At 64.2% G+C, this 15,909-nt stretch carries 17 protein-coding genes; 8 read left to right on the top strand and 9 right to left on the bottom strand.

The genetic code is table 11. The features are described from left to right. Positions 1 to 593: 593 nt before the first annotated feature. From AC1DBD_RS12380 to AC1DBD_RS12370, 3 genes are all read left to right on the top strand, one after another. Positions 594 to 1,289: a GAF and ANTAR domain-containing protein gene (locus tag AC1DBD_RS12380; protein WP_476982216.1), complete on the top strand. Its 696-nt coding sequence runs from the start codon at positions 594 to 596 to the stop codon at positions 1,287 to 1,289. Positions 1,290 to 1,316: 27 nt separating this feature from the next. After that, positions 1,317 to 2,030: a GAF and ANTAR domain-containing protein gene (locus tag AC1DBD_RS12375; RefSeq protein ID WP_476982215.1), complete on the top strand. Its 714-nt coding sequence runs from the start codon at positions 1,317 to 1,319 to the stop codon at positions 2,028 to 2,030. A gap of 117 nt (positions 2,031 to 2,147) precedes the next feature. Then, the gene (locus AC1DBD_RS12370) at positions 2,148 to 2,675 is read left to right on the top strand and encodes a DUF427 domain-containing protein (RefSeq protein WP_476909462.1); all 528 of its coding nucleotides are present in this window, start codon (positions 2,148 to 2,150) and stop codon (positions 2,673 to 2,675) included. 87 nt (positions 2,676 to 2,762) lie between these two features. On the opposite strand, the gene AC1DBD_RS12365 is transcribed toward AC1DBD_RS12370, so the two are convergent. The 9 genes from AC1DBD_RS12365 to AC1DBD_RS12325 all read right to left on the bottom strand — a co-directional run bounded on the left by AC1DBD_RS12365 (position 2,763) and on the right by AC1DBD_RS12325 (position 9,168). Then, positions 2,763 to 3,422: a dihydrofolate reductase family protein gene (locus tag AC1DBD_RS12365; RefSeq protein WP_441418584.1), complete on the bottom strand. Its 660-nt coding sequence runs from the start codon at positions 3,420 to 3,422 to the stop codon at positions 2,763 to 2,765. Positions 3,423 to 3,480: 58 nt separating this feature from the next. Continuing rightward, positions 3,481 to 4,230: a lytic transglycosylase domain-containing protein gene (locus AC1DBD_RS12360; protein WP_476892639.1), complete on the bottom strand. Its 750-nt coding sequence runs from the start codon at positions 4,228 to 4,230 to the stop codon at positions 3,481 to 3,483. A gap of 38 nt (positions 4,231 to 4,268) precedes the next feature. After that, positions 4,269 to 5,036, bottom strand: a complete 768-nt coding sequence (locus AC1DBD_RS12355) for a DUF2182 domain-containing protein (protein WP_476916654.1) — start codon at positions 5,034 to 5,036, stop codon at positions 4,269 to 4,271. After that, on the bottom strand, positions 5,036 to 5,641 hold the full coding sequence (locus AC1DBD_RS12350; protein WP_441418581.1) for a DUF1326 domain-containing protein: 606 nt from the start codon (positions 5,639 to 5,641) through the stop codon (positions 5,036 to 5,038). Before AC1DBD_RS12350 ends, AC1DBD_RS12355 begins: the two co-directional genes overlap by 1 nt. A gap of 164 nt (positions 5,642 to 5,805) precedes the next feature. Beyond that, complete coding sequence (locus AC1DBD_RS12345; RefSeq protein WP_476926129.1) at positions 5,806 to 6,246, bottom strand: SRPBCC family protein; 441 nt, start codon at positions 6,244 to 6,246, stop codon at positions 5,806 to 5,808. A 135-nt stretch (positions 6,247 to 6,381) separates the two neighbouring features. Continuing rightward, positions 6,382 to 6,684, bottom strand: coding sequence for a DUF4193 domain-containing protein (locus AC1DBD_RS12340; protein ID WP_476909464.1), 303 nt, complete (start codon positions 6,682 to 6,684; stop codon positions 6,382 to 6,384). Between the two features lie 177 nt (positions 6,685 to 6,861). Then, a complete protein-coding gene (locus AC1DBD_RS12335) occupies positions 6,862 to 7,119 on the bottom strand; it encodes a hypothetical protein (RefSeq protein ID WP_476916651.1) in 258 nt (85 codons plus the stop codon). A 98-nt stretch (positions 7,120 to 7,217) separates the two neighbouring features. Further along, positions 7,218 to 7,868, bottom strand: coding sequence for a PAS and ANTAR domain-containing protein (locus AC1DBD_RS12330; RefSeq protein ID WP_476982214.1), 651 nt, complete (start codon positions 7,866 to 7,868; stop codon positions 7,218 to 7,220). Positions 7,869 to 8,877: 1,009 nt separating this feature from the next. Continuing rightward, positions 8,878 to 9,168 (bottom strand): ANTAR domain-containing protein, encoded by a 291-nt coding sequence (locus tag AC1DBD_RS12325; protein ID WP_476982213.1) that lies wholly within the window; start codon positions 9,166 to 9,168, stop codon positions 8,878 to 8,880. 653 nt (positions 9,169 to 9,821) lie between these two features. Between AC1DBD_RS12325 and AC1DBD_RS12320 the strand changes: the two genes are divergently transcribed. The 5 genes from AC1DBD_RS12320 to AC1DBD_RS12300 form a co-directional block, all read left to right on the top strand. Then, positions 9,822 to 12,341 (top strand): molybdopterin oxidoreductase family protein, encoded by a 2,520-nt coding sequence (locus tag AC1DBD_RS12320; RefSeq protein WP_476982212.1) that lies wholly within the window; start codon positions 9,822 to 9,824, stop codon positions 12,339 to 12,341. Continuing rightward, positions 12,338 to 12,799, top strand: a complete 462-nt coding sequence (locus AC1DBD_RS12315) for a hypothetical protein (protein ID WP_476982211.1) — start codon at positions 12,338 to 12,340, stop codon at positions 12,797 to 12,799. The genes AC1DBD_RS12320 and AC1DBD_RS12315 overlap by 4 nt, the downstream gene beginning before the upstream one ends. Before the next feature lie 559 nt (positions 12,800 to 13,358). Continuing rightward, positions 13,359 to 13,820 (top strand): helix-turn-helix domain-containing protein, encoded by a 462-nt coding sequence (locus AC1DBD_RS12310; protein ID WP_476982210.1) that lies wholly within the window; start codon positions 13,359 to 13,361, stop codon positions 13,818 to 13,820. Next, positions 13,795 to 14,904, top strand: coding sequence for a hypothetical protein (locus AC1DBD_RS12305; protein WP_476982209.1), 1,110 nt, complete (start codon positions 13,795 to 13,797; stop codon positions 14,902 to 14,904). Before AC1DBD_RS12310 ends, AC1DBD_RS12305 begins: the two co-directional genes overlap by 26 nt. 300 nt (positions 14,905 to 15,204) lie before the next feature. Next, positions 15,205 to 15,909 (top strand): AraC family transcriptional regulator (locus tag AC1DBD_RS12300; protein WP_476982208.1); only part of this gene is annotated, 705 nt, incomplete at its 3' end.

Here is a 15,909-nt window from a genome sequence, read left to right as displayed (position 1 = left end):
GGATCACTGGCCCAGGGGCCTCCACTCGCGGACGACGTCAGCGCGTTAAGGCCCGCTTACCGCTCCTCCCACAAAGAACTGGCACGCTCAACGGCCGACAGCTTCTGAAGAGTCGGGGCCGGCGGCTCCCAGACTTGTTCTACTTCAATCCCTAGGGCGAGCCGTTGATCGTCGTCTTCCGGGCCCCCGGGGTACAGACCTTCTGTGATGGTCAAGGAACGGTGGAATGGATGTACTGATCCAGGCCTATAGTTGGGGTTGCCTAGCATGAGGGGGACTCCTCCGATTAGTACGCCGAATGATGGCGCTACCGGGGTCCGGGGCAACAGCACTACTTTATCGGAATTTCAGTCCAGCCGGTAGGTGCCCCCGCAAGGACCACGCAGCTGTGACAACAGACGGCCGGGCCGCGCCGCCCACCGGCACTCGGTCCCGCGGGCATAAACTAAAACAAACATCGACGGGGTTCTTCCGCAATTGATGGCACTAAGACCGGACCGAGGAGGCGCGACCCATGTCCAGCATTTTTTGCCCGACGATGGCGTCGCTGTCGCCTCCTCCGGCTGAAAACTTTGCCGTTACGGATTCGACTGATGCGGTCGCCCACCATGGGTGACGGACCGGATCCCATGGCAGCGGGACTTGACGCCGGCTTGTGCAGGGGGTTCCTCACGTCATTGCCCATTTCCGGGGCCGCGGTCTCAGTATTCGCCGGACTGGCACCTGAAACCATGGTGTGCGCCAGCAACGCAGTCTCGGCGAGGGTCGAAGAGCTGCAGTTTGACCTTGGGGAAGGGCCGCGCTGGGAAGCCCTGCGGACCCGCAGCCCCGTGCTTGTGCCGGACGTGCGCAGGGGCCCGCATACCGCCTGGCCTGTCTTTGCAAAGTCCCTGTTGGAGCTGGATGTTGCGGCCCTGTTCGTCTTCCCCCTCGCACTTGGCGCCATGGACATAGGCGTGGTGGAGCTTTACAGTTCCAAGCCCGGTCCGCTGAGCCCGGCAGGGCACTCCACGGCCCTGCAACTCGCCGACGCCGCAACGTGGCGGCTACTGCGCCAGCTCCTGACCCTTGCGCCAGAAGGCGGCGCCGATGACCCGCCGGATGGCTCTCCCCTCTCCCGCCGCGAGGTCCATCAGGCCACGGGGATGATTCTGGCGCAGGCCGGGACGACAGCACGGGACGCCCTCCTCCTGATGCGGGCGCATGCCTTCGCCAATGGGCGTACGGTGCGGGAGGTTGCCCGGGACGTGGTCAACAGGACCCTGGACTTCACGCCGGAGGGCACCTGACATGGGCGCATACAGTAGAATTCCGATATGGCGATGATGAGCCGCGCTGGCCGCGTAAGTGCCGCTTTCGTCAAGATTGCGGACACACTTGTGGCGGACTACGACGTCTTCGATCTGCTCCACACCCTCGTCGATGAGTCGGTGGGCATCCTCGACGCCGCCGCTGCGGGGTTGGTGCTGGTCGATCCAGCCGGCGATCTCCAGGTCATGGCTTCGACGAGCGAGGAAAGCCAACTCGTGGAAGTCCTGCAGCTTGAGGCAGGTACTGGCCCGTGCGTTGACTGCTACCGGACCGGAGCCGTCGTAGCAATCGACGATATAGCGACGCAGGGTGACCGCTGGCCGCTGTTCCAGTCCTCCGCTTTGTCCCAGGGGTTCCGGTCCCTGCATGCCGTCCCGATGCGGCTGCGCAACCGTACCATCGGCGCCCTGAACCTCTTCGGCCACGAGGCTGGTCCGCTTCCCGCCGACGACGCAGCCATTGCCCAAGCCTTCGCTGACGTCGCAACCATCACACTGCTGCAGGAACGTGCCGCGAGGGAAACCGCCCTTATCAACGAACAGTTGCAGCGCGCGCTGAACAGCCGCATCCTGATCGAGCAAGCCAAGGGCGTCATCGCCCACACCTCAAATGTCGATATGAACGCGGCCTTCGCGCTCTTACGCGGTTACGCCCGTGCCCACAACCGGACGCTCTACGAAACCGCGGACATGATCATCAACCGAAAAGTTAGCCTCTAACCACCGGTGTCTTTGTCTTCGGTTCCAGGGCCCCGGTAGCTGATCCAGCCGCCATACGGGCCAACCGGGAGCTCCGCCGCGTACGGCGTCCCAGGGTGAAGGTGGCACCATGTAACCATGACTCCCGTTCACGGTTTTTCCGGCTTCTTCCGGCGTCCCCAGCCCATCAAGCCCCAGGACGGCGAGGAATCGGTGTGGGATTACCCGCGGCCGCCACGGGTCGAGCCGCGATCGGAACGGGTCATCGTTCGTCTTGGGGGCCAGGTCATCGCCGATACCACCGATGCAGTGCGCGTCCTGGAGACGAGTCATCCGCCTGTCTACTACTTGCCACTGAACTCCTTCCCTGCCGGGGTACTCGTCCCGGTAGAAGGCACCAGCTTTTGCGAGTTCAAGGGCGAAGCGCACTACTTCGATATCGTCGCCGGCGGCGTCGTCGTTCGCCGTGGCGGGTGGACCTATCCGGAACCCACCCCGGGGTTCGAGGCGCTCGCCACCCGGGTGGCCCTCTACCCGGCTCAGATGGACTCCTGCGAGGTCGACGGCGAACACGTGACCTCCCAGGACGGCGACTTCTACGGAGGGTGGATCACCAAGCAGATCGTTGGCCCGTTCAAGGGTGGCCCGGGCACCGCCGGATGGTGAGGACACCGCCGTCGGGCTGACAGGACGGCAGGCCTTCGCTGCCCGGGACTTCCGGGGCCACCTCCCCGCGCCGGAGGCCGCCCGGAATTACCGGGCCGCGCGGCGCGTGAAGATCATGTGGACAACTCCGGCTGGAGAAGGGGTCGCTTCGATGTCGAAGCGTTGCTCAAGGTCTTCGAGTCCGTCCCAGAGCCGCTCGCCACGTCCCAGCACGATCGGCACGAGGACGATGTGCATGTGGTCGATCAGATCGGCCTCGAGGAACTGTCGGACCGTGCTGACGCCGCCACCGATCCGGACGTCGAGGTCGCCGGCCAAGGCGCGGGCCTGCTTGAGCGCGGAGACGGGGTCGGCGTCGACGAAATGGAAGGTTGTCCCGCCTTCCATTTCGAGTACCGGCCGGGGATGGTGTGTTAGTACAACGACGGGGGTGTGGAAGACAGGGTTATCACCCCACCACCCCTTCCATTCCTCATCCTGCCAGGGACCCCGTTGCGGGCCGAACTTGTTGCGCCCCATGATCTCCGCGCCGATCCCGGGCTTCCACGCGCTGGCGAACGCCTCGTCCACGCCGAACGACCCCTCCGATTCCCCGTGGAAGCCCATCTCACGGAACGTGCGCGTCTCGAAGGCCCACTCCATCAGCCGTGAGCCAGCGTGACCGAAAGGAGCGTCGAGTCGCTGCCCCTCGCCGGTGCCGAAGCCGTCGAGTGAGACCGAGAAGTTATGCACGCGGACTAGGGACATGTCATCTCCTGAGGTGCTTGTCGTTTGCAGTCACCTTATGGTGATCGAACCCAACGACTCAAGAGGTGCCCGTCTTCGCGGCATAGGCGGTGGCTTCGGCCCGCACCTGGCGCAGGTAGGGATCGGACTGGTTGTAGGAGTAGATGGCGTCGGTCCACCCCTGCGCGGTTGAGAGGTCACGGCCGTGGGCGCACAGATAGCTCGCCGCGCTGAGGGCGGCGTCGTCGATATTGAACGGGTCCGCTGTTCCGTCCCCGTTCCCGTCCCGCCCAACCAGCTCCCAGGTTGAGGGAATGAACTGCATGGGTCCGACGGCGTGGTCCCAGCGGGAGTCACCGTCCAGTTCACCGGCGTCGGTGTCAGCGATGGCGGCGAATCCGGATCCGTTGAGGCTCGGGCCCACAATTGGGCCGCTCGCCTCCCCTGCGGAGTTAAGGCTGCCGCCGCCGTAGGTTCCGTGCGCGGATTCGACGAAGCCTACGGCGGCTACGGTGTTCCAGCCGATCCCGCACGCCGGAGCGGCAGCGTTGGCCGTGGTTGCCGCAGCGACGTAGGCCCGCAGAGCGCGGGCAGGGATCCCGGTCTGCGCGGCGGCCCGGAGGAGCCACTGTGCATCCGGGTTCCTGGTTACGTTCACAGCGGTGGTGATGCCGGCGGGGAACGGATCGAGCTTCGCAACCGCCCGCGGCGGCGGAGCAAGGAGCCCACGGGCGTCGACGCCGGGCTGCCGGACTGCCCAGAACGAGAATGCGGCGATGGCGCACACCGCGAGCAGGCTGAAAACCAAAAGGCGTTTTAGACGGAGCACGGACTAATCAAACCATCCAGCTCCGTGATTGCCTTCCTTCACATGGCCGCATTCATGTGGAGCCCGGGCAGCAGCTCCGGGTGGGCCGGGACGAAGAGCGCGAACACGATCAGTGAGACTCCAATGATCCGGCTGAGGGCGGGGCCGTATTTCCACGTCTTCTCTAGGAAGATAACGACCGTGAGCACCGCCATCCATGCCAGGTTCATCACGCCAACAGCAATCAGCACCACCATGAGGCCCCAGCAGCAGCCCACGCAATAGACCCCGTGGTACATGCCGACGCGGACGTCACGCAACCGGCCCCGATACCCGGAGACGTGCAATAGGAATGCTATGGGCGACCGGCAGTGCCTGAGACAGAAATCCTTCAGCGGGGTCAGCTGGTAGGCGCCGGCCGCCGCGAGCACTCCAGCCCCCACCCAGGGTGCGACGTCCGCGGCGTTCTCAGCCAGCAGCGCGGAGAGCTCCGCGGCCCCGTAGGCAACGATTCCGAATCCGATCCACGTCAAGAGATAACCGCCAATCAGGGCAGTTGTCCGGACGGCCCGGACCCCGCGGCTGCGGACGGCACGGATGGACCTGAGGTACGTCGAAGTGAGGGGCGCCAACGCCGGCAACATCATGGCAGCCATCATCAGTGTCCACACGCCCAGGAAACCCCAGAGCCCCAGTCCCATGGTCCCCGGGCCTGCGGACATGTCGGCCAGGCCTGAGACCGTGACGTACCACGCCAGCCCGGCGCCCCCGATCAAGGCCAACTCTGCGGCATGGTGCGTGGCAGCCAGGCCGCTCCTGCCCGGCACTACGCGGACCAGGCGAAGGGGGCGGAGTAGGAGTTCTTGCCGGCGTTATCCCAGGTCATCCCAAACACGTCAACGCGGGCGGTGCTCGACCTACCGACTGCCAGGGTATCTGCCGGGAATCCGACCCCGCTGATTTTGACTCCCAGGCCTGAGGGATCCAAGGGAGACACGAAGTCCTCGACCACCATGTCAACGGCACTGCCGATCCCGACGCGGTGGACACGCCCGTCGTCGGCGTAGGCCATGGTGAGGGACTCCATGCCTGCCATTTCACCGATCAAGGGGGCGAGGCCCGCCATCGGTCCCCCGAGCTGGCCGCCGAAGACTGCGCCGAGCGCTTCGGCCTGCTCGGTCGAGGCGGCGGCATCCATCAGGACTCCGAGTTTCCAGCCGCCCTCACTCATCAGGGCGGGAGTATCGGCTACGACGCAGACGGTCAGGCCGCCGACGTCGACGCCGTTCACGTCGCCCGTTTCGATGTGGAAGGCCAGTGCCACATTGCAGCGTTCGTTGTCCGCCGGTGCGGTCAGCCCCGAAGTGGTGCAGGGGCAGGCCATATCGCAGTTGCAATTCTCAAAATACGTGCCCTCGACATGCCACGGCATTTGGGGCTCCTTTCGAAGAGGCACCCCCCACAAGAAAGTCTCCTCGCGGCCCGGACCGGTGTCAACGGAACGCGGCGACTCCTGCAGCGCGGCCCATCCGGGCCCCATTGGAAGGCTGCCGTCGGGGCTGCCGCCATCCCTGACCGGGTCGGGATTTCGTCGACCTAGGCGCGCTCCGCCAGCCGTTTGATCGAGCCGATCGCCTCCGACCACATGCCCCGCATGTCGTCGGCCCACTCGTCGGGCACCTCGAGTTCGACGACGAGAGTTGTCACCCCGCCCGTCTCGCTGAACGAGTAGCTCTCGTGCAGCCCGACAGCGGGGCCTTCGTGACTTTCGACGTCGTTCTGGACATCGCCGATATAGCGGATCGACACGAACTCGTGGGGCCGATTCTCCACGATGGTACCGATGAGACCGCTCGCCGTGCCGTCGTCGTTCGGGCCGACGAAGCGGATCTCGTCGCCCTCGTTCCAGCCGCCCTCATAGGTCGATCCGTCGTGAAAGGCTCCCGTCCATTCGCGGTAGGTGTCGAGGTCGAGCATGACGTTCCAGACGTGCTGCGCGGGAGCGGCGACCTCGACGCTGAATCGAAGATTCTCCATGCGCGATTGTAGAACCGAAGCGCCCTGGCAGCGCAACCACCTGCAGCGTCGGTCCCCGCGGCCGCGGGGCGCACCGGGCGAAGCACGGTCACCCCGCGATACCAACCACGAAGGACCGTGCTGATCCTGGCTGTCCTACGCTTCACACTCGACGCAGTACGAGTGGCCGTTCTTCTCGCGCGCAAGCTGGGAGCGATGCCGCACCAGGAAACAGGAGTAACAGGTGAACTCGTCCTCAGCCTGGGGGATGACTTCGACGATGAGTTCCTCGGCGACGAACTCCCCGCCGGGGGTGATGGCATCATCCAGAGCGTCTGACTCATCCAACTCCCGGACGACACTGCGGGCATCCTGGGCATTGGCGGACTTCAGCGCTTCCAAGGAGCGGTCCTGGGATTCCTTGACGTCGGAACGTACTTCGTCGTAATCGGTTGCCACTTTGTCTATTCTCTTTTCTCGCGCGCTGGTCTGACGCATGTGCAACGTACACCATGCCCGCGGAATTCCCCGCCTCGAGGTACGCCGACGTCGTTGCCGTTGACTCACGCGCCCACGGCGGAGTCGCGGGGCTGATGCGACTCGTGTGACCCACGACTTTGCCGACCGGGCCCGGGATCAACCGGACTCCGTGTCCGAGTATGAAAACGGCGCCCGGGGTTGCCCCGGAGGTTCCACAGTGAGGTCGTTCACGGCGCAGGAAAGCATGTCGCGTTCCCTGGACGGCAGAGTTCCGCTCCCCTCGATATAGGCGAGCACGGGGTCCAGCGCGTCGTTGCCTCCAACGCCCAGATAGTGCACCCAGAGCCGGACGGGGTCAATCGCCAGTTCATGGATAACCTTGGCTGTCAGCTCCTGCTGTGCATGTTCATGCATGACCGTCCCTCGAAACCCCGGGTTGCTCCTTGTTCAGGAGGGATTCGCAGCCGGGAACGGGATCGGATGGGTCAGGGCACGTGCCTATTGGTGTGCTGTCACTCCCGGGACGGGCGGCCGTTGAGAATCTCGTGGATGTAGCTGTCCAGTGCCGGATCATCGGCTTTGTCATCGCCCAGTTCCAGCAGTCGGTCTGCCACTCCGGCCAGTTTGACGTTTCTGTTGTTGCTGTAAGTCATCAGGAGTTTGAATGCCTCATCGGAACTGATGCGGAGGCGGCCCATGAGGATACCGGCCGCGGTCGCTATGGTCGTTCGGGTTGCCATTGCGCCTTGGACTGCTTCACGCGCGGCCAGCGCCGTCTCGGCTTGTATGGTCGAGGTGAGATCCAGCATTACTCCCGATACGGACGCGAGCTTCCCTGCGTCGTCAAGTCGGGCTTCGCCCGCAGTAAGCACACGGTGTTCGCGTAAGCGAGCGTCGATAACTCGGTGGTAGATGGCCACGTGCCCGCCGTGGGCGAAGAGTTCGGCGTTCACCGCCTGGATCCGAGGCAGATCGTCCGGGTGTTTGTGAGCCAAGGTCAAGGCAAGCGTCGGTGCCACTTCCCCGCGGCGGTAGCCGTGGATGGTGTACATCTCGTCCGACCACGTCATGTTGCCGGTCGGCCCGTCCAGGACAAACGTCCCCGCCAGGATAGTTGCCGGTCCCGCGACGCTGGCATACGCTGGCCCCAAATCTTCCACCATCAGACCCCCGTACTGCAGTGCAAGCAGCCCTCATGACCTCATGAGATAGTACCGCGGCCGGCGGGTGCGCACTATTGCCGGTGGTAGAACAAGCGGTGACGCAAACGGCTTGCGCCGTCGGGGTGAGAAGCCTCAGCGGGACGGACTGAGCGGTGACGACATGTAGTCGACCCGGACCGGACTCGGCCGATTTCCCTCGAATCTTCAGCATGAGTCGCCGTTGGCCGCTCATTCCTTCAACGGATCTCCGCAAGCTCCAGGCGTCGCTTACCGCATGTGTGCACCTGGCCGACTCGTCGGCAGGGCAGAACTGCTCGACTTGGTAGGCCGCAGAATCCAACGAAACCGGGCCCGGCCAGCGAAGAACATGCCCGGCCAAGGTCTAGAGAGCAGCCCCCGCGAGGTAGGCGGTAGACCGCTCTGCGATCCGAAGGGCGCCAAGGGACCAACGCGGCGGGTTATTGACATGCCGTAGTCCGCTAAATAGCCTGTTGTGGAGCGCCCCGATGAATCCCCCAATATCATCGGGGCGCTCTTGTGTCCTGACCCATGCGCAGGCTTACCGGCGCAGGCTCGTAGACGCCTTTTCGCTAAACCGTGACAAAGGACCGAACGGGCCGCGCCCTGGCGAGTCTCAGCCGGCCCGCCCCCAATGCGCGCTATCGCTGCAGGCCGGATACTGCTAGGCGAGGCCCGTTCGGAGTTCTTGGGGCTAAGTCATAGCTACCGCGCCCGCCTTGTCGAAGGCCGCAACTCCGGTCCCGTACTGGCCGCAGAGTTCACCATGGCGACTGCGTCACGATGCAATCACTCGGTTTCGCGCACCGAAATAGGTTGCCCGTTATAGCAGAGCTCGCACTAGAAAGGAAGAAGTGGTTTCGGGGCAAAGGCGTAGTCCTTGAACGGTTCCTTACGGCCTCTGCCTGACCATGTCCAGATTAACCATATATCAGATGATTTGGGAAGCCCCTGGGTCGGGCTTCTGCTCGGGTATTGAAACCCGACCCCTCTAATCGTCGAAGTGGGTAGTGACCCGCTGTTCGCCGGAAATGGAGTCGATGACCTGAGCCGCCAAGTCCTTGAGCTTGATATTGGGCGAATTCGAGGCCCGGACCAAGATCTTGAAAGCCTCCGCCTTCGTGCGGCGGTTTTGCGCCATGACCGCGCCGATGGCGATGTCGATCGTTGTCCTTGAACGCATCGCGGCTGTCAGGTCCTCCTTGGACTCCCGCAGTTGCGCCACGACCAGGGCAAGCCGCAGGGACCGGGACGCTAGCGCAACGAAGGCATGGACTGTCAACGTCGCCAGCGCTGAATCCCACGCGCCGGCTTGCGTAAAGGTTCAGACCTCAAGAACAGCTTATTCCGGATACTGGCATCAGCCGCATAATCTGCCCGAAGCGAAGCTAACACCCAACTATGGCTGAACGAACGCAGCCGCCCGTCTTCGGACAATCCTCCAGGGCTGAAGAGGGCCGCCGGAATACCACGTAGGGGCGAACTCTTTAACACGTTTACCGGTACTCGCCCAGCCGCGCGGGCTGAATAGCCGGGGGGAATTGCATGACTTCAACGCTATTCCCTAGGGCGAAATCTGATGGCATCGCCGAATTTGATTCCGCCGGCTGGTCTGTATTTCGGGCAGATTCTCGTCTACGTTCAAAACCAGTCGAAGTTGATACATCTGTTCTGCGCAGGTTCGCGCCCGGTGCCGCACCCTTGCTGCTTGGGATTCGCTGCCAGAGAGCGCACCTATGGACGGGAGTCGGCCTTGGTGCTAAATCTGATGTTTGCTGCTGGAAGTCCCCTTGCGTTTGAGCGGTCTCTCTCATTCCCGGCCTGACTGCAATGCCGGGAGGGACAATCCATCATCAATCGGGAGCCAGGCGAGGATTGGCCTGGTTCTATCGCGGCCAGCACTTTCTGGCGGCCCGAACGTTCAGGAGGACCACAATGGTTGACCGGATTGCCGAAATTTGGGGCGCGAGGACGCCTTACCCCAGGGATGGGCTCTGGCCTGTCAGGGTGGACCAGGCGCTGGGCGAGGGTGTCACCGAGGACGACGTCGACCGCTGGGTCCAGTCCGCCTGCGTGCTCTGCAGCAACGGCTGCGCGTGCGACATCGCCGTGAAGGACGGTGCCATGGTCGGTATCCGCGGCCGCGCTGGAGACCTGGTCAACCACGGCCGGCTGGGGCCGAAGGGCTTGTTCGCCAGCTGGCAGGGCGTCTCCCACCGCGACCGCCTAAAGCGGCCCTTGATCCGCGAAAACGGCCGACTGGTCGAATGCGATTGGGACACGGCGATGAACCGCATCACCGAGCGGAGCCAGCAGCTGCTGCAGGAACGCGGACCGCTCAGCCACGGTTTCTATACCAGTGGCCAGCTGTTCCTTGAGGAGTATTACGCCCTGGCCATGATCGGGAAGGCCGGTATCGGAACCCCGCATATGGACGGCAACACCCGGCTGTGCACCGCGACCGCGGCGGCGGCCTTGAAGGAGTCCTTCGGAGCCGACGGACAGCCCGGGACCTACACCGACATCGACAGCTGCGACGCGATCTTCCTTTACGGACACAACATGGCCGAGACGCAGACCGTCCTGTGGTCACGCGTGCTGGACCGCATCGCCGGGCCGGACCGGCCCAAGGTCGTCTGCGTTGATCCGCGCGAAACGGAGGTCGCCCGCCACGCGGACGTCCACCTCGCCGTCCGGCCCGGCACCAACCTCGCCCTCATGAACGCCCTTGTCCACGAGATCCTTGCGCACGGCTGGCTCGATAAGGATTTCGTAAACGAGCACACAGTCGGGCTGGAGGAACTGAAGGCCACCGTCGAACCTTGGACGGCAGAAGCGGCGGCAGCCGTATGTGACGTGAGCGCCGCGGACATCAGGGAGGCCGCCCGCATCTTCGGCACTTCGGCCCGGGTGCTTTCCACCGTCCTGCAGGGCTTTTACCAGTCCGCGCAAGCCACCGCCGCCTCCTGCCAGGTCAACAACCTCCACCTGCTCCGCGGGCTGCTGGGGCGGCCCGGCTGCGGGATCCTGCAGATGAACGGCCAGCCCACCGCGCAGAACAACCGCGAATGCGGCGCCGACGGGGACCTCCCCGGCTTCCGGAACTGGGAAAACCCCGAGCACATCCGGGAACTGGCCGAGCTCTGGGACGTGGACCCCTTGGTCATCCCGCACTGGGCACCACCGACGCATGCGATGCAGATCTTCCGCTACGCCGAGCAGGGCTCAATCGAGTTCCTCTGGATTTCGGCAACCAACCCGGCGGTCTCCATGCCGGACCTGCCCCGGATCCGCGGCATCCTGGCCAAACCCGAGCTGTTCGTGGTGGTGCAGGACCTGTACCTGACCGAAACGGCGCAGGCCGCCGACGTCGTCCTGCCCGCCGCGGCTTGGGGCGAAAAGACGGGGACCTTCACGAACGTCAACCGCATCGTCCACCTCTCGGACAAGGCCGTCGAACCGCCCGGTGAAGCGCGCAGCGACCTGGACATCTTCCTGGACTACTCCCGCCGGATGGGGTTCACCACCCTGCAGCGCGAACCGCTGCTTCCGTGGGCCGGCCCGGAGGACGGCTTCGAGGCGTGGAAGGAATGCTCCCGTGGCCGGCCCTGCGACTACACCGGCATCAGCTACGACCGGCTTCGCGGCGGCAGCGGCATCCCTTGGCCGTGCAATGACGAGAACCCGGACGGCCGGGAGCGGCTCTACGCGGACGGCGTCTTCCCCACGGACCCGGACTACTGCGAAAGCTACGGGCATGACCTCTTGACCGGCGCCACCGTGGGCGCCGAGTCGTTCCGCGCCAGCATCCCGCGCGGCCGGGCCATCCTGAAAACCGCCGACTACTCCCCTCCGCACGAGGAACCGGACGGGCAGTACCCGCTGCGCTACACCACGGGCCGCACCGCCTACCACTTCCACACCCGGACCAAGACCGGACGGTCCCGTCCGCTTACCCAAGCCGCCCCCAGCGCCTGGGTGGAACTGGGCCCGGACGACGCCGAGCGGCTGGGGATCCGGGAAGGCGATCTCGTCCGGGTGACGTCGCGGCGTGGCCGGATCGAAGTCCCGGCCCGGGTCAGCGACATCCGACGAGGCACCGTCTTCGCACCGTTCCACTACGGATACTGGGACGGGGACGGCTCCCCCGGGGAACACCCCACAGCCGCAAACGAACTCACCCTCACCGAGTGGGATCCGGTCTCGAAGCAGCCGGTCTTCAAGAACGCAGCCGTGAAGGTGGAAAAGATCGGTGACGGTACCGGCCCAGCACCGGCACCGACCACGACGGCGTCCCGTCCCGCCTCGGCGTCGGGACAGCGGGCGCCCCGGCCCACGGCCGGCGGCACGGACGCCGAAGCCACGGAGCTGCTCGGCGCCGCGACGCCGCCACGTTTCCCGGAGGCGATCAACCCGGGCGCTGGCGTCCGCAGCGGGAAGGACGAACAACCATGAACCTGAACATCTACCTGGGCCTGCTTCGCCAGGCCGAAGCTACGCTGGCCGAATCCTTCCGCCAGGTGGCGGCGGGCCACGGTGCGGAACCGGACGTCCATTTCCTCTGCCATACCTTGGCCCAGCAGTGCGAGGAGCACAGCCGCCTGCTGCTCCCCGCGGCGCAGCGGTACGGCGAGGTCCTACACGAGGACGAACCGGAGCGCCTCCATGCCGAGGGGCTTTCCACAACACGCAAGGGACCGGTGGGCCTGCTCCGCGACCTTCAGGACCTTTACCTGCTGGCCAGCCTCGTCGATGTCACCTGGACCATGGTGAAACAAGCTGGCTCCGCCCTCCGCGACCGCGAGCTCCTCGACGTCGTTGCCCGGTGCGACAGCGAGACCTCCGTGCAGCTGCGCTGGCTGCAGACCCGCATGAAACAAGCGGCACCGCAGGCCCTGGTGGTGGCGCGCTAGCCGTTCCGAAGCGAGCGAAAGGTGAAATGGACCCCATGAGACAGCCACTGCTGAAGCGGCTTGCAACAAGCCGAAGCACATTGGGGCCGGCCACCTATGCCGCGGTGTTGTCCCTCATCGTTCTGGCTCTGACCGGAGCAGTCGGAGCAGGTCTGCACCTGCCCTGGCTGTTTCCCAGCCTAGGACCGACGGTAATGCTGTTCTTCGAATCGCCCGAACAGCCCGCGGCTCGGCCCGACTGGGCGTCAAGGACGATGTCCCGGTCGTGGAAACGGGGACTGTGACACCGTAGATTCCGATGCCCGCGGCAGCCGGGGCTGCGTCTTCGGCACCCCCGTGTGCGTCACCGGCATCCGGACCAGGTACGGCATTGGACATCCTGCCCCGAGCTTTCAGTTTCACGACGGCGTGCCGCGGGATCCGAAAATTGCTGACCTTAGATCGGTGATGGGACAAACCCGCTATGCCGAGTCCCGATCACCGGGGTCATCGGATTCGGTTCGCCAGGGTTGTATCCCCTGCAAGATCCCCTATGCTGTGGACAGAGACGAGGATCACAATGATCGATCGACGTGTGGCAGAGGAAATCCTCAACAAGGCCGCGCAGGCGGTGTCGGAGACGTCGTTTGGTGAGTTCAATGCCCGTTACCTAGCGGTGAATCTGGAGCTGACCCCCGTCCTCGAACTCGCAGCGTTAACTCAGGATCAGGAAGTCCGCCGTCTCAATGGCAGGGCCTCGGTTCTTCCGTGCGCGGGGCCGAGTTGGCGATATGCGTTGGTGCAGACCCCGGCCCAGTACCTGGACCACGGCGACAACTATGACAGAACGGCCGAAGGCCTGACGATCAATCGAAGCACTCTGCGGCACCGCTTGAATTCCATCCGGCAGATCACCTGTTTCGACCTTACCGACCCCCTAGACCCGGCTGACCCTGCACGCGTGCACGCCGAGAGTGACGTCCTTTTTCTGGACCCTGAACCATTGGAGGCCGGGCGTGCCGGAACATTCGGACGACATTAACCCCAACAGTGCCCGTACGCTGGGCGTGCTCGCCGAACCGGAGGTCACTGCTGAGTTTGCCGAGCGCAACGGCCGCGAAGTGTGCCAGCTTCTCAATCTCGCCGATGAGTGCCACGAGTGGTCGGTGGACATCGAGTACCAAGATTTCACGGCCGGCGATGGGTTGGCGCCGATGCTGGGCTCCTTGGCGAAGTACCGTGCCCTCACCTCATGGGATGTCATGGTGTGCCTGACCGATCTTCCGATTCGTTTCGAGGGCCGGACCGTGGTCGCGGAAGTTGCGCTTGGAGAGCCGATTTCCCTGGTTTCCTTGCCCGCGCTCGGCGCCGTCAACATCGACCGCCGGGTCCGCACCGCCGTCGCCGATCTGGGCTGGGCGATGCACCGCCGCTTCGATCCCGATGATGACGCCGTGGAATTTGGGCCGCCCTCGCTGCACCAATCCAGGCACATTGAAACCGCCGTTCCTGACGAGGGGCCGATCGGGTTCCGCTATGTCTCGGCAACCCGGCTCGGTCGGGGACGGTTGCTGGCGGGCATGCTGCGGGCGAACCGTCCTTGGCGGTTGGTCTTCGGACTGAGAAGCGCCATGGCCGCCGCGATCGCGACAGGGGCCTTTGCGCTTGTCACAAATACGATCTGGCAACTCGCAGACCTGCTGGGCGCACCGAGGCTGACGTTGTTGATGGCCCTTTCGGTCAGTTCCATGGTGTTCTGGATAATCACCCAACACGATCTTTGGGAAAGCCCCCGGCGAGACGGAGCCCTCGAACGGTACAAGGCTTCCTTGTACAACACTTCTACAGTGTGGTCGTTGATGATCGGCGTCGTGATCAGCTACGTCCTGCTGTTCGTCGCCGTGCTGCTGGCCGCGGCCTTCACTATCGACGACTCCCTGTTGGCACAGACCCTCCAACATCCGGTGACTTTTTGGGACTTCGTGGAAGTCGCCTGGATGACGACATCGGCGGCGCTCATCGGTGGGGCGTTGGGCTCAGGCTTCGAGTCAAAGGACGACATTCTTCGGGCCGCGTACGGCCAACGCGAACGTCATCGCCGCCAGGCGGTCGACGAAGACGAATAGTGTGGACCCTCAAGGCGGATTTCCGGCATTGCCGGATCTAGGACCGGATACACGCTGATGTGGCCCAGCGATCCGGAGTCTCCTACCAAACGGCTCTCGGGTCTTGAATAACGTTTCGGAGGTCAGCGCTGCAACGCGCGTGCGGGTACGCAAATCAGCAAGGACTTGGGGTACCGCCGCAACTGGGCGGCCACCGCGGTAGAATTTACCGGCGATCGACCACCCGTACAATACGAGCATTCTTGCTGTTGCAGCGACGTGGCACATTGAATCTCTGTTCGGCTGGAAGGTTCCAAGCCCATGGAAAACATATCTCGCGGCAACGTCGTTGCCGGCGGTCCGGACGCGTCACCGCACGGCCAGATCAGACGCTACAGTGTTCCCCCCGGGCTGAAGCCCGAGGAAAAATTCGAGCATTGGCGGAGCTGGTACGGCAGCGCCATTGATGCTCCTGTTCGGCTGGAAAAAACCGAAAGGCTCGTGCGTCCAGGTTTCAATCCAACCGCCATGAGCCTCGATTGCCCCGGGTTCAGCCTTGTTGACGTCACGAATGAACCCGCTAGTTGCTATTGGAACGGGGAGACACGGCCGAGCGACTGGCTCGTGTATTTCAGGACTTCGTGCGACAAGTTCAGCTTCTCGGGACGCTCCGAGGCCGTCTCTCCCGGTACGGTCAGGTTCTTTGATCTTTCCTTGCCGGGCAACTTCCATGCGCCGGCAGGCTTAAGCGCGGTGCGGGTCCATTTCGATCGAGGCCTGCTGGGCGTGGACGACAGATCAGTCAAACGGCTGCAGGGACTGGGCGACATCAGGGCAAACCCCCTAATACGTGGGCTGATTCTTCCAGCCCTGTCCGGCTGGCAGCGGACAGCCATAGCGCAGGAGATGCAGCATCTCCAACCGGTCGTCCGGTCGATGATGACGGCCCTGGTCAGCTCCTTGCTCGAAACCACGGCCGATCCCGGCGATCTAAGACTGGCCCGCATCGCAACGATCAAGAAATTC

The sequence above is a fragment of the Arthrobacter sp. 10T419 genome, assembly GCF_056394105.1.
Note: the sequence above shows the minus strand (reverse complement) of the source record. Positions and strands in the feature narration are given on the sequence as shown.

Bases quoted from the DNA above. Each gene is read 5' to 3' on its own strand.
- AC1DBD_RS12330 (WP_476982214.1), bottom strand. From the start codon at position 7,868: ATGGTGGAAGATTTGGGGCCAGCGTATGCCAGCGTCGCGGGACCGGCA.
- AC1DBD_RS12350 (WP_441418581.1), bottom strand. From the start codon at position 5,641: ATGCCGTGGCATGTCGAGGGCACGTATTTTGAGAATTGCAACTGCGAT.
- AC1DBD_RS12365 (WP_441418584.1), bottom strand. From the start codon at position 3,422: ATGTCCCTAGTCCGCGTGCATAACTTCTCGGTCTCACTCGACGGCTTC.
- AC1DBD_RS12335 (WP_476916651.1), bottom strand. From the start codon at position 7,119: ATGCATGAACATGCACAGCAGGAGCTGACAGCCAAGGTTATCCATGAA.
- AC1DBD_RS12370 (WP_476909462.1), top strand. From the start codon at position 2,148: ATGACTCCCGTTCACGGTTTTTCCGGCTTCTTCCGGCGTCCCCAGCCC.
- AC1DBD_RS12345 (WP_476926129.1), bottom strand. From the start codon at position 6,246: ATGGAGAATCTTCGATTCAGCGTCGAGGTCGCCGCTCCCGCGCAGCAC.
- AC1DBD_RS12315 (WP_476982211.1), top strand. From the start codon at position 12,338: ATGAACCTGAACATCTACCTGGGCCTGCTTCGCCAGGCCGAAGCTACG.
- AC1DBD_RS12375 (WP_476982215.1), top strand. From the start codon at position 1,317: ATGGCGATGATGAGCCGCGCTGGCCGCGTAAGTGCCGCTTTCGTCAAG.
- AC1DBD_RS12380 (WP_476982216.1), top strand. From the start codon at position 594: ATGCGGTCGCCCACCATGGGTGACGGACCGGATCCCATGGCAGCGGGA.
- AC1DBD_RS12320 (WP_476982212.1), top strand. From the start codon at position 9,822: ATGGTTGACCGGATTGCCGAAATTTGGGGCGCGAGGACGCCTTACCCC.
- AC1DBD_RS12310 (WP_476982210.1), top strand. From the start codon at position 13,359: ATGATCGATCGACGTGTGGCAGAGGAAATCCTCAACAAGGCCGCGCAG.